At 46.5% G+C, this 12,347-nt stretch carries 11 protein-coding genes; 7 read left to right on the forward strand and 4 right to left on the reverse strand.

From position 1 onward, the window contains the following. Window positions 1-73 precede the first annotated feature (73 nt). The 5 genes from AB0L18_RS11990 to AB0L18_RS12010 all read left to right on the forward strand — a co-directional run bounded on the left by AB0L18_RS11990 (window position 74) and on the right by AB0L18_RS12010 (window position 5,419). The gene (locus AB0L18_RS11990) at window positions 74-451 is read left to right on the forward strand and encodes a BlaI/MecI/CopY family transcriptional regulator (RefSeq protein WP_367392829.1); all 378 of its coding nucleotides are present in this window, start codon (window positions 74-76) and stop codon (window positions 449-451) included. 2 nt (window positions 452-453) lie between these two features. Continuing rightward, window positions 454-1,806 (forward strand): TonB family protein, encoded by a 1,353-nt coding sequence (locus tag AB0L18_RS11995; RefSeq protein ID WP_367392830.1) that lies wholly within the window; start codon window positions 454-456, stop codon window positions 1,804-1,806. Window positions 1,807-1,967: 161 nt separating this feature from the next. Continuing rightward, on the forward strand, window positions 1,968-2,888 hold the full coding sequence (locus tag AB0L18_RS12000; protein WP_367392831.1) for a DUF6624 domain-containing protein: 921 nt from the start codon (window positions 1,968-1,970) through the stop codon (window positions 2,886-2,888). 170 nt (window positions 2,889-3,058) lie between these two features. Next, window positions 3,059-4,102, forward strand: coding sequence for a hypothetical protein (locus AB0L18_RS12005; RefSeq protein ID WP_367392832.1), 1,044 nt, complete (start codon window positions 3,059-3,061; stop codon window positions 4,100-4,102). A 6-nt stretch (window positions 4,103-4,108) separates the two neighbouring features. Beyond that, window positions 4,109-5,419: a hypothetical protein gene (locus AB0L18_RS12010; protein ID WP_367392833.1), complete on the forward strand. Its 1,311-nt coding sequence runs from the start codon at window positions 4,109-4,111 to the stop codon at window positions 5,417-5,419. 61 nt (window positions 5,420-5,480) lie between these two features. Here AB0L18_RS12010 and AB0L18_RS12015 read toward each other — a convergent pair whose 3' ends face one another. Continuing rightward, window positions 5,481-6,770: a M43 family zinc metalloprotease gene (locus AB0L18_RS12015; protein WP_367392834.1), complete on the reverse strand. Its 1,290-nt coding sequence runs from the start codon at window positions 6,768-6,770 to the stop codon at window positions 5,481-5,483. A 551-nt stretch (window positions 6,771-7,321) separates the two neighbouring features. Here AB0L18_RS12015 and AB0L18_RS12020 point away from each other — a divergent pair. Continuing rightward, entirely contained in the window at window positions 7,322-8,038 is a 717-nt protein-coding gene (locus AB0L18_RS12020) for a hypothetical protein (protein WP_367392835.1), read from the forward strand. On the opposite strand, the gene AB0L18_RS12025 is transcribed toward AB0L18_RS12020, so the two are convergent. Both AB0L18_RS12025 and AB0L18_RS12030 read right to left on the reverse strand, forming a co-directional pair. Next, a complete protein-coding gene (locus AB0L18_RS12025) occupies window positions 8,035-8,301 on the reverse strand; it encodes a hypothetical protein (protein ID WP_367392836.1) in 267 nt (88 codons plus the stop codon). The two genes, AB0L18_RS12020 and AB0L18_RS12025, sit on opposite strands and share 4 nt — an antisense overlap. A 178-nt stretch (window positions 8,302-8,479) precedes the next feature. Further along, complete coding sequence (locus AB0L18_RS12030; protein ID WP_367392837.1) at window positions 8,480-8,710, reverse strand: hypothetical protein; 231 nt, start codon at window positions 8,708-8,710, stop codon at window positions 8,480-8,482. 151 nt (window positions 8,711-8,861) lie between these two features. Between AB0L18_RS12030 and AB0L18_RS12035 the strand changes: the two genes are divergently transcribed. Beyond that, window positions 8,862-11,666 (forward strand): toxin-antitoxin system YwqK family antitoxin, encoded by a 2,805-nt coding sequence (locus tag AB0L18_RS12035; protein WP_367392838.1) that lies wholly within the window; start codon window positions 8,862-8,864, stop codon window positions 11,664-11,666. A 175-nt stretch (window positions 11,667-11,841) separates the two neighbouring features. Here the strand turns inward: AB0L18_RS12035 and AB0L18_RS12040 are convergent, their stop codons facing one another. Further along, window positions 11,842-12,249, reverse strand: coding sequence for a 6-pyruvoyl tetrahydropterin synthase family protein (locus tag AB0L18_RS12040; protein ID WP_367392839.1), 408 nt, complete (start codon window positions 12,247-12,249; stop codon window positions 11,842-11,844). Between the last annotated feature and the right edge of the window lie 98 nt (window positions 12,250-12,347).

A 12,347-nucleotide genomic window follows, 5' to 3' on the forward strand; every position in this document is an offset into this window, starting at 1 on the left:
TAGTTAATCAACTAAACTTTTTTACTTAAGTTTGCATCTATAGTTACGACTGATCAGAAAAACACGGTTTATAATGAAGAAATTAACGAAAGCAGAGGAAGAAATCATGCAGGTCTTGTGGGACCTGGGCGAAGGAGCGGTGGGCGATATCCGGACCAAACTGGCCGAGCAGGCGGGTGGAAAGATGCCGGCCCACAGCACCATTTCGACGATGATGAAAATCCTGAGTGAGAAAGGTTTTGTGGCCTACAAAGCTTACGGGCGCACCTTTGTCTACCGTGCCCAGCTGAGCAAAGAGGATTACAGCAAACAAAGCTTGCACACCCTCATGCAGGACTATTTTGGAGGTTCTGCTAATCGGTTGGTTTCTTTTTTAGTAAAAGGGAAAGACCTCAGTGTAGAAGAACTCAACGACCTGGTTGAGCGCCTGGAGGATCCCAAAAACGAGTAATTATGAATGCTTATCTCATTGAATTCAGCCTCTACTGGTTGGGGTTCTGGGGCTTATATGCGCTGTTGTTGCGCCAAGAAAAATTCTTCCGGCTCAACCGCTTTTACCTACTGGGAACCTTTGTTTTGGGAATGATACTACCGCTGGTGCAATGGTCGGCCATCTGGGCGGCTCCGGCGTGGATGGAGCTCCCTGTGGTATGGCTGCAAACGGTAACGGTGGCTCCGGATAACCCTACAATTGCCAGCATTTCTCCGGCCACAAATTGGTCGTGGTCGAGCTTCTTCTGGCGCGTTTATCTTTTGGGAGTCTTATTGGCGACTGTCCGATTCTTGTGGGGATTGGCAAGACTCTTCCAGTATTACCGCAAAGGCAATAAACGCTGGGAGAAGGGCATCTGCTGGGTAGAAAGCGAGCAGGCTCACGCGCCTTTCTCGTGGTTGCACTTCCTGTTTATAAGTCAGCAAACCAAGGCCAGCGAAGTGGAAAAGGCAGCCATCGTCGCCCATGAGAAAGCACATATCCAGCAAAAACACAGCTGGGACATCCTGCTACTGGAAATCGTTGGCATCTTCTGCTGGTGGCACCCCTTGTGGTACGCTTACCGGCATGAGCTGGAGAATGTTCACGAATATTTGGCGGACGCTGTGGTGCTACAAGCTACACCTACCCGCGAATACGGCAAGCTGCTGCTTCGCCAATGCTTACAACAACCCGACCTGCCGTTTGTGCAGACTTTTCATACTTCACAACTTAAAAAACGTATTATTATGATGACGAAATCACCTTCCTCTACCCTCGCATTGGGTAAGTACCTGTTGTTCCTTCCCTTGACTTTGCTGCTCTTGCTCACTTGCGAGGAGGCCGGAGCGCAACCTCAAAAAAAGCAGATGACACAAGGGCTCCAAGAAGACGACGGGAGATTCTTTGAGCGCGTCGATACCGTTACTGTCTTTGACCCTGCCACCAGCACGGAAGAGGTAAGTATCGTAAAGACCAAAATTTACGAAAAAGTAGATCAGATGCCAGTTTTCGGCAACTGTGAGGGACTGACGGGGCAAGAGCAGATGGACTGCTCTAACAAAAACCTGCTCACCTTTATTTTTGAACACGTCAAGTACCCCAAAGCGGCCATGGAAGCAAAACAAGAAGGCCTGGCACTGACCAGGTTTATCGTAGACCCTCAGGGGCGGGTAACGAATATCCAACTCATTGAGGAAAAAACTACGGAACACGCTGCCCTGAACGAAGCCGCACTGGAGACCATCCGGCAGCTACCGGGTTTCACCCCTGGTCAGCACAATGGCAAGCCAGTGTATGTGCAAATGGTCATGCCCATCAAGTTTAAGCTCTAGCTGGGCAGTGGTCGACCTAGGGTAGATAGCCCTATACCTTCTACCAGAAAATCCCTTTACGATAAAATCACCTGACTAAACTTTAAGGGGATAGATCGCTCTGGTCTATCCCGTTTTTTTTATTTTTGACCACACATTTCTCTCTATTAAAAAAAAACATCATGAAACAATTATTCGTGCTACTCCTTATTTTCTCTACTTTTTCTTTGACCGCGCAGACCTTTGAGGAACTCATCCAGACCGGTAACCAGCAATACAGCGATGGCAACTTTGAAGCCTCTGCACTATCATACGAACAGGCATTTGAGCTGCAAGAAGGCAATGCTTCGCAATATTACAATGCCGCCTGCTCCTGGGCACTGGCGGGCAATACAGACAAAGCTACCATCCATCTGATATTATCGGTAGACAAGGGCTGGCTCAACCTGGCTCACATGGAGCGTGACCCTGATTTGGAAAGCCTTCATGATCTCCCCACCTGGGCACCCATTCTGGCAACGGTAGCGGAGAAGAAAGCGGAATACGAGAAAGATTTCGATTTACCGCTCAAAGCGCAGTTGGAAGAAATCTATATGAAGGATCAGACCTTGCGCAGTATCCACGAGGAAATCACCAAGAAGTTTGGTTATGATTCTCCTGAGAAGGATTATTTCAATACGATCTGGACCCAAGAAGACAGTCTGTTGCTGCTGGAATGTGAGGACATCATTGAAAAACACGGCTGGGTAGGTCGCAGCCAAGTGGGTGGAAAAGCCAATACTGCGCTATTTTTAGTCATCCAACATGCTTCGCTGGAAGCACAGGAGAAATACATCCCGCTCTTACAGGCCTCAGTAGAAGCAGGTGAATCCAGCGGTTCGCACCTGGCCCTGATGCAAGATCGCATCCTGATGCGCAAAGATCAGCCCCAGATTTATGGTTCTCAGGTGAGTTACAACCAGGAAACGGGTGAAGGCAGTGTCTTCGAAATCCAGGATCCCGAGTACGTCAACCAGCGCCGCAAGGCTATCGGCCTGGGCCCCATAGAGGATTACCTGAAAAACTGGAATATCGAGTGGACGGTGCCACAGAAGGAGAAGTAGGTATTTTCCTCCATATTATTGAACCATATGAGGGATTATCAGGTCATATAAGATTCGGTTGATTGCCATTGAAAAATCTCAAGAGCAGGAAGAAGAGAATCATCATATCAGAAATATTATAGTATTTTCACGAGCACACATTATTCACACCAATAAAACAACCATATTCAATGACTACTGATGATAACCTCAACATCCCGGCAGGCTGGGTCGGCGGCTTTGCGGCCTCCGAGCCTGAATTTGCTTATCCCGACCCCGATTTGTCGTGCCTGGAGATTTGTGACAACCTCGATCATATTGATCTTCTCCAGCGACAGCAAAAAGTGATCTGGCCCGAGTTTAGCTGGGCTACCAGACAAGAAAAACCTGACGAAAAGCGCTGTTACCAAATGTTTGCGCCTGATATTTCGAGAATTGGCTATACGGATACGGGGAGAGTATACTCCATCATTTGCCCGCAGCAGGGAATGACCTCGCCTTCGTTGGGCTCAATGAATGTGGAGGTGACGGTGACGGGGCAACGCGGTTGGGTGGATGAAACCACAAGAACCCTGGCCGCAGATATGTCCGTAGAAGGTAAGATCTGGTTCAGCCCGAGTGCCAAGCAAAAGCCTAAAGTCAAGCAGTTGTGGGACCGGTTTGCCAATAGCAAACTGCCTTTCCCTTCTGACAAAGCCAACGCCATCAGGGTGAGAACGCACCTCCCCGGCGACCGCAACCAAGTGCTGTTTCCACTAAAAACAGGCGAGAGCAATTCCTTCCCCATTCCCGATTTTGCCCGGCATCCCGAAGCATGGACTGTGGGGAACCTTAGTGTACAAATCGGCGAAATCTTTCCTACTGGGAACATTATAGTCGACAAATTCAATCAACTCATACTGGATATTTTCAACACAGCATCTGGCAATATGCTCAAGTTTGGCAATATCCTCACCTGGAATGTTTGGTTTACCCCTCCTGAGCTCGTAGATACCCAAGAGTGGAAAGACCACGCCGAAGTTTGGCGAAAATCCATCAATGCCGATCACGGCAGCCCCGAAGGCGAAGGCTCTGACCCGAGGTACTACGACGGCACCGTCTTTAAACCCGCCAGGGACTTGTTTGACCGCATCCGCGGAAGAGGCCTCGATGAGGAGTTCATCAGTGATGAAGAGCAACTCGCCCAAGAAGAACTTGCTAAAATTGATAATTTCTTAAACAACGTCGAGATTTAAAATTTTATGAAAAATTTATTCGCACTCTCTCTGTTCCTACTGTTGCTCGGTACTTGCCGTAATGAAGATGATGGTATTCCTAGCTGTCCGGGGGAGTACTCCGCATTCGAAGTGAGCTATACCATCCCCACTTCAGAAAGTAATGATAGTGACCGAATTGATTGGACCTTTGTTAGCGATGCTAATGGTACGGTGCTCAAAGATTACCGTGCCGACTGGGGAACGACCAAGCGCATTATCTTAACCGATCACTGTACGGAAAATCTAGATTTTTCTATCGTTTATGCCCGCGATGCATATGGTTTTGAAGGTCTGGAAAAGATCGTTGAAATCAACACCCTTACTTCGGTAGAGACGGGTAAGAATTTTTCCACACCTAACAAGCATGATCGTCGTAGAATATATCCCCCGGGGGGGCTTCGAATTGCTATCAATAACATTCCAGAAGATTTAGAGGACATTAGCTTTGTTCGTAACAGTCTGAATACGAATGCATTTTCTCTGGATCACGACAATCATATCGGCTACATTAACATATCGGGAAGTATTCCCTACTATAATCCAATTTTTGTCACCACTAAGCGGAGCAGTGAAACTGTACAAAGAGGATTGGTTATGCCTCCCCCTACCTATTTCTATGACAACGAGTTGAACTTAGACTACGAAGACTTCACGGTAATTATCGAATCCCAAACGGTCCATTTCCCTTATCCCGAGTTTTGGCGATATGATTTGTACGGTACGTACGAAGAAGCTCCAATCAGGGACCTGTATCTTAGCCATGGCTTAATCAATGAGGATAGTACCCAACCAGCAGATGAGGTAACATTGATGGTTCCCAATGATTCAACGACAACTCCCATCATCTTCAGAGCCTTTACTTCGGATGGAGACGGAGTGGGCATGAGTACTACGACGTTACCTGAGCAAATTGAGTTAACTCCCACTGGACTTGATGGCACCCTCAATAGCCGGAGTTGTGATTTTTTTAATACAGCAGGTTTAGACTTGGTCGTAGCCAGCTGGTATTACTTTACTATCAACTATGAAGGACGTAAGTATCGCTGTACTTGGAATGTATACCTGGATCCAACGGTTGCTTCGTCCTATACCCTGCCGGAATTACCTTCAGCCCTTCTTGATCGGTTGCCTTTCCTTAACCAGCTTGATAATCCAACGGTGCTCCGATTGTGTGGCACGCAATTTTCCGGCTCCTCGACTTACAGTGAAGTGGCTCCTCAATATTTTTATAATGAAAGTGATCGCTTCTGGGCAGAAAAAATTGGCTATGAGCAAGAATGTGTAAACATAGAATAAGAACAAGCGGAGGAAGCGACCGTATGGAGATCGTTTCCTCTGCTATCCTCATCTTACCTATCTACTCCACCACCACCGCTTGGGTCAGTTGGCCCTCTCTGCTCACATACTGCACGTAGTACAACCCGGCAGGAAGGGAAGCGGTAGCGACTTCCAAGCGATTTTGTGTCCACGAAAGCCACTGGCGGGTGATTTGCCCTTGGGCATTGAGCAGGCGGACCGTGGCACTGGTGTTCTCTTCCCTTTGTATCACGAAATTATCGGTAGCGGGATTGGGATAAAGCCGCAAGGTGCTGGTTGGCAACTGTACGTTTCGGGTGCTCACGGAGCCTTCTATCAGTCCGGCGCGTTCATTGTCCAATACACTCCGCATGATTTCGATCTGCCCGAAGGTGAAGCTGTTTTGGCAATCTTCCTGGGCGTAGTCCATGAAGTTTTCCCACATATCGGGTAGGTCGCCGCTGCCTTCGTTGCAGGTATTGTTGGCGGGATCGCAACTGAACTGGCTATTCAATCCCTGGTTTGGAGTATCTTCAACACCATCGTCGGCATTACAGTCTGGAATACCAAAAGTAGAAAGGAGGCCATCGCCCCAAATATGGCGTAAGCCCAGGTAGTGCCCCACCTCGTGGGTGATGGTGCGGCCACGTACAGAGACCGTAATATTTCCTAAGCCAAACAAGCCACTGGTAGTAAAGGTGCCGGTGCGCCGGAAAACTTCGTAATGAACTACGACCCCATCTAAACCTGGGCTAGGAGCAGAAGCCCCCTCTGGCCAATGGCTCAGGTCTGCGGGGGGGTAGGCATAACCCAAGAGTGCGCCCCCTTCGATATTGCACACCCAGATATTGAGGTGGTGCTCGGGGTCCCAGGCATCGGAGCCGCCAGTGGCCGTGGTTTTTACATTGTCGGGAAGGGTGCCACCGAACAGGTTCAGCTCAAAAGTAGCCGTGGTTGCAACGCGCTCTACACCTACCAGTTCGAACTGAATAAAAGGATCATCAACGACTGGCAGAAAATCTTCACGTACTTGAATAGCATCAACGTTCAGGCGGCGATAATCCTGGTTGAGGACTTCCAAAACCGCTTCAATGAGGCTATCCGGCAGGTTTTGGGCTTCGTTTTGGTACACCAAATGCACCACCACCGGAATGGTCACCAAGGTAAGGTCACGCGCCTGCCCTTGGCCACGTACCCGGTCGTAAACTTGTCGGGTAGCCGCCTCGAAGCCAGGGTGAGTCGCCTCCAGATGGTGGAGATAATGCGCTGCGGCACAAGGTTCTTGCACCTGCGTTTGACCGATTTGGACACTACTCAACAAGAGCGATAATCCCAAGAAAAATTTCCACATAAGAAGATTGGTTTGATAGTAAAATTACAGTTGACGCCGTAGAACTACGGGGTAACTGATAAAATGAACTCCTCCTTACTTGGGCAATGTGGAAAAAACAGATGTTGCAGCTCAAAGGTAGAAAAAACATTAATAGACACGAAAGCGCCAATACACTAAAGTTTACAAAAAAAATATTCTGTGCAATTCCGTGTTTTGTGCTTTGTGCGGGGTGCTAAAATACTTCCGACTTCCCACTTCCCACTTCCTTCCGATATCTCTGAATCCGACCTTGAGCCGTTGGCGATTGATGGTTAGCCCAACCCTTACACCCTTACACTTTTCCAACTTTTACACCTTTTCAGGTGCGGACTGTGCGGGGGGCTAAAATACTTCCGATTTCCCACTTCCGATTTCCGACTTTGAGGTGCGGTAATACTTCGGTATTTGTGTACCTCTATGGCAAAAAAACTCCGTGCCCCGGTGGCTATTGAATCCATACCTGAGTTCTTAAAAAAGCACCCTATAAAAATAGGAAAGTCCCCTTATCGTTTTAGTAAAAACCTCAGACCATGCGCTATCGATTCACTGCTCTATTCCTGTTACTGTTTGCTTTTTCGGCCATTAGGTGCCAGGAGGTCAATTATCCTCCACGTCACGAAATCGGCTTTGACCTCTTGCCGATCATCGTCACGGGGAGTACCAATAACAATGTAGGATTGGGCATGGAATTGTTTTATACGCAACAATTGAAAGAAGGGAAATTGCGTCTGCGCTACCTCACCAATCGGCGGGGAGCCAACTACCTGGACAACGGCATTTTGCGCCGCTACGAAAAGATGCTTTCCGACAACTCTCTGCGTACGGTAGAAAACCGCTACTGGCAGCGCCAAAACCACGGCTTGCGGCTGGGTTACGAGCAAGTCTTCCGTACCAAAGTGATTGAATATTACTGGAGTTTTGATCTGTTTGGGCAGTACAACCGGGCCCAAATCGCTTCGCTGGCCTTGCTCGACAACCCCAACTTGCCGGATAGTGAGCCGGAAGAAGAATTCAGTGCCGTCAACGACTTCAACAGCTACGAGTTTGGCATCATCCCCACCCTGGGCTTGGGCTTCTACATTGACGAAAAAATTCAGATCAGGGTAGAAATTGGGCCCAAGCTGAGTGTGCTCCACGAGGATCTGCCGCTGCTCAACGAAAACAATGAGCTTTTTTACAGCAGCTATACCATCAGCAGCTCGGAGCTGTTTTTGCTGAATGATATTTTGATCACTTATAAGTTTTAGTTTGGGGTATTCACAATCACTTCCTCTTTCCACGGGCCCAAAACGATCATGGGTTTGGCATTTAAATCATAATAATGCTTGTCTATTTTTTGGGTCCTGGTGTATCGCTTGGGCGGTGTTTGCTCGTAATCTTCAACGGTTTCCTTCATCTCGTGCGGCTCTCCTTGCGTAAGGGATGGCGTGAAGTGGAATTCACGATATTTGATCTGTTCTCGAGAATCCGTCCTTAGAGATTGGGTAAAACCATAACCAAACTCTCCCATGCTGGGGTTCTCAACGGTAAAGAGATTTTTACTGCTATTCGTATAGGCGCTAGAATAGCCATCTACTTCTTCCCCCAGTCCTTCTTTGTTGATTAAAATAGAAGTTAGTGAATTGAGCTGCTGCTGGTGTATTGGTTGGGGATTACGCCAGCTGCCCTACTTTTTGATGTCCTTAACCTCAGAACAGGTAAGTGTCTCGATCAGGTTTTTTAATATTTTTTAATTTTTCATAGATTATTACAGACAGCTTAGCGAATGAAGGTAAACCTCTGCTTACAGTAGCTTTTATTACTCCACCATTTCTGAAGCCTCCCATTCTTGCTATATCATCGTACGTCCAGTCATTATCTTTCATCATCTGGCGAAACCTATCCTTCCAATCTTCGCGTATTTTATCTTCCATTTCCATTCGATAAAAAATTCATACCTTTTCCGTCATTTGGCCGGTTTCATAGTACATTAACCGGACGAACTCTAATGTAACTTCTAAATCTTCAATGTGTTCCGACTCCCTGCTTTTGTTCCTTTTGCATGGAGGAAGACATAAAACTTGTAACTGTATGATGCTCCGTTTTTCTCCGTTCTCACTGTTAATCATTTTAGTGTTTTGCACCCAAGCTTTATGGGCCCAAAAGCCTACTCCTACCACCACTGAGTTGCTGTTTCATGATGATGAAGACCGTCTAATCTTCCGTGGTGAAGTACAGCGTATATTTGGTGATAACAATTATAGTTGTCAAGCTACCATCCTTATTGATAGGGTCTATAGGGGGGATTACCAACTCGACACCGTCAGTGTACACACCGGACCAGGACGAAACAGGAATATCCCAGACCGCAGATGCCTGCAAGTCGGCGATATTGTGGTTTTTTTTGCCTCAAAAATTTACTATTCATCTGAAAAAGGACATGCACCATATACTGTATTTGACCGTGACAATTACTCCTTTGTAGTTCCTCAGGATTCTACAAAGGAGGTAGATTACCGAATCAGCGATAAACTGAGCATTCTTGATCAGTTCTTCCAGTTGAAAGATGTCAAAGACAAACAAGCGGTTCAGCTCACCAATGCGGAAGGTGTAGTTTTTGCGGAAGGAGAATGGGAAAACGGAGTACCTATCGGAGAATGGAAGCATTACACCGAATTCCGGCAGGGATATGGGGAGGTGATGAGTACAATTGTTTATGAGAAGGGGTTGATCAAGCAAAAAGAAACGTTGAGCTGGTTTTTTCAATATGATGATAAAGGTCGAATCATTCTGGAGCAATTGTACAAAAAACAGGGTGACAAAAGATATCTAAGCTCTGAAAAGACCTTCGAATACGACGAATTGAACTCTATTGTGACCCACTCAAAAGAATTTTTGCCAGATGGAGTACCCAAAAGTGTACATACTTCTAGAACATTCCAAGGACTCTTTAACAGTGAGTCATCAACGGTAAGTAATGGTTACGCTCTGCACGTGGACTATAGCAGCCAGGAAAAGGTGGAAGGACACGGCGTTCACGGCGCTCGAACAGGTGTCTGGCGTACTTATTCTAAGGATGGCGAGTTGATAGATGAAAAAGACTATGGTACGGTATCAGTACCCGAAGAAGGCATGTATATTGCTTATCGGCATGATGGAAACATACGAATCAAGGGGCTGATTGACGATCAGGGGAGACAAACGGGAAAGTGGGAACTATTTTTCGAAGATGGCTCCTTGCAAGAAGTAGGCTTTTTTGAAGAAGGGCAAAGAACGGGGGCTTGGCATACATTTAGTAAAAGAGGAATCCTGATTGTGGAGCGGCGCTATAAAAATGGGCAACTACATGGCACCTACTTTTTTTACGATAGAAATGACGGTAGACTAACTACTCAAGGGGAATACCTGAATGGCAAAAAAGTTGGAATATGGAAATCTTATGAACTAGGGCGACTCATTGTTAAAGAGTACAATGATGAGGGGCAATTGCATGGAAAATCCAAAACCTATCACTCAACAGGAGAGTTAGCGATTGAGAGCACCTACTATAATGGTCTTCTTAATGGTTGGATTCGGCACTACTATGAGGATGGTACGGTGAGCAAGGAGCGGGAGTACCGTGATGGTTTACCAATTGGACCAGGTAGTACCTACGACCGCCTTGGACGCCTGGTTGCTCAAAATGAATTTTTACCAGACTTTTTTACCGGCCAAGACCAAATGAAGATTTTCACTCCTAAGCGGCAAGAGTCGATTCCCAAACCTACACTAAATCAGAACCGAACAGTTTCTACACTTGGAGTTAACAAAGATAGTATTGAAATATTAGGGGCGGAGGTGGACCGATTTATCAATGTTTTTGGCAATTCTTTATTCTCCACACGCTCTAATGGTTTACTCCGTATTGATGTCACTACGGAAGAACTAGCTGCATATAGCACCCCTTGGCCAGATAGTTTACTCTACGGACCATCACAATATCCGCCACAGATGGCTTTTCGTAACGACACTTTGAGTTGTCTTTTTCGAGGGGGGCAATCAGCTATGATTTATGATTTTGATGTATTCCGATTTTACAAAAATGAGCTAATCAGCCTTAATCGGTTTCCCATGCGTGCAGACAGAGGCAGTCAATCAAGAATTGCTGACGATGGAGAGTCGCTCATTAGCTATCATCAAACGAATTATGACATTCTCATTGAGAAATACAATATGCGGCGGCGACGGATAACCAGCACTTCACCTCCAATCCCCAATCGCCCGCAGGAAAGGATCAATTGGGTTGATGGCTCCTCCTTTAATGCCAATGGTCAGTTCGCATTCTTTGCCTTTCGGGATCCAAGATCAGCTAGTGTATATGTAGGGATCGAGAACTTAGCTACAGCAGCTTTTGAACACTTTAAATTTGAAGTCCCCAGAATGTTAGCAGAAAACTGGAGCACAACAAAAGTTGAACATCACAGCAATATCATATATCTCTTGGGCCATCATACTGACCAAGATTCGCGAAAGAGCATCCGAGGAATGTACGTGCTAAATTGTACCACTAAGCAGGTAGATTTTTTAGAATGGCAGGACAAACTTGCCCCAGATCGTACTTTCAATCCACAGACTTCAAAGATTAATACCTACTTCTACAATAATAGGATGTACATTGTATTTAATTACGATACCAATGGTGTAAACGAGGATAAAAACCTTTCTCCATATCGCAATATTATTCTGGAGGTCGACACTCAAAATCTCGAACTAGGTAAAATGCTTGATGATGGAAGTAACAACATCAAATATTATTTCTTAGTTAATGGTTATTGGATAGAATATATTCATTATAAGGCTGCAATTGGGCAAGAGCAAGGACGATCTGTCGTTAAGCGCTTTGCATTGACTCAATAACAATCAAATCCTCCTACTGTTTTTACATGGCACTGACTGTTTTTGGATTGTGCGAGGTTCGGAGCGGAGAAGCTTATGCGGCACGGGCTTGCCCGTAAAACGTTATCCAGGTTGCGAAGTATCTTGGACAACTTTTTTATACACTACATCACCTCCCCAATACAAGAAGCCCCTCCTACGCCGGATACTCTACATAATTCCGCGGCGTCTCCCACAACCGCACTGTCAGCTCGTAGCGGTCATCGAGCTTGGCGCGGATTTTTTGCCAGATCACGTAGCAGATGTTTTCCGCCGTAGGGTTGAGGTCCCGGAACTCTTCGGTGTCCAAATTGAGGTTTTTGTGGTCGAAGCGTTGTTCTACTTCTTCGTAGATGATGTCTTTGAGGATCTTCAGATCGATCAGGTAGCCGGTTTCGGGGTCGACTTCTCCTACGACCTTTACCTCCAGGTCGTAGTTGTGGCCGTGGTAGTTGGGATTGTTGCACAAACCGAAAATCTCCTGGTTTTTCTCTGCCGACCAGGCAGGGTTGTGCAGGCGGTGAGCTGCGTTGAAATGGGCCCGACGAAAAGCGGCGATTCGCATAGTCTATTCTGGTTTATTAACTTTCAGAGCTTGTTTGGTAGGGCATGATTAGCCGAAAGTGAGCAAATTTCATTTCAGGCAAGGCAAATTTTGCAGTC

It is taken from the genome of Lewinella sp. LCG006, assembly GCF_040784935.1.
Lineage (GTDB): Bacteria > Bacteroidota > Bacteroidia > Chitinophagales > Saprospiraceae > Lewinella.

Excerpts from the sequence above, each read along its gene's own strand:
- AB0L18_RS11995 (WP_367392830.1), top strand. The coding sequence starts at position 454 with ATGAATGCTTATCTCATTGAATTCAGCCTCTACTGGTTGGGGTTCTGG.
- AB0L18_RS11990 (WP_367392829.1), top strand. The coding sequence starts at position 74 with ATGAAGAAATTAACGAAAGCAGAGGAAGAAATCATGCAGGTCTTGTGG.
- AB0L18_RS12025 (WP_367392836.1), bottom strand. The coding sequence starts at position 8,301 with ATGGGAGAGTTTGGTTATGGTTTTACCCAATCTCTAAGGACGGATTCT.
- AB0L18_RS12035 (WP_367392838.1), top strand. The coding sequence starts at position 8,862 with ATGATGCTCCGTTTTTCTCCGTTCTCACTGTTAATCATTTTAGTGTTT.
- AB0L18_RS12020 (WP_367392835.1), top strand. The coding sequence starts at position 7,322 with ATGCGCTATCGATTCACTGCTCTATTCCTGTTACTGTTTGCTTTTTCG.
- AB0L18_RS12010 (WP_367392833.1), top strand. The coding sequence starts at position 4,109 with ATGAAAAATTTATTCGCACTCTCTCTGTTCCTACTGTTGCTCGGTACT.
- AB0L18_RS12030 (WP_367392837.1), bottom strand. The coding sequence starts at position 8,710 with ATGGAAATGGAAGATAAAATACGCGAAGATTGGAAGGATAGGTTTCGC.
- AB0L18_RS12005 (WP_367392832.1), top strand. The coding sequence starts at position 3,059 with ATGACTACTGATGATAACCTCAACATCCCGGCAGGCTGGGTCGGCGGC.
- AB0L18_RS12015 (WP_367392834.1), bottom strand. The coding sequence starts at position 6,770 with ATGTGGAAATTTTTCTTGGGATTATCGCTCTTGTTGAGTAGTGTCCAA.
- AB0L18_RS12040 (WP_367392839.1), bottom strand. The coding sequence starts at position 12,249 with ATGCGAATCGCCGCTTTTCGTCGGGCCCATTTCAACGCAGCTCACCGC.
- AB0L18_RS12000 (WP_367392831.1), top strand. The coding sequence starts at position 1,968 with ATGAAACAATTATTCGTGCTACTCCTTATTTTCTCTACTTTTTCTTTG.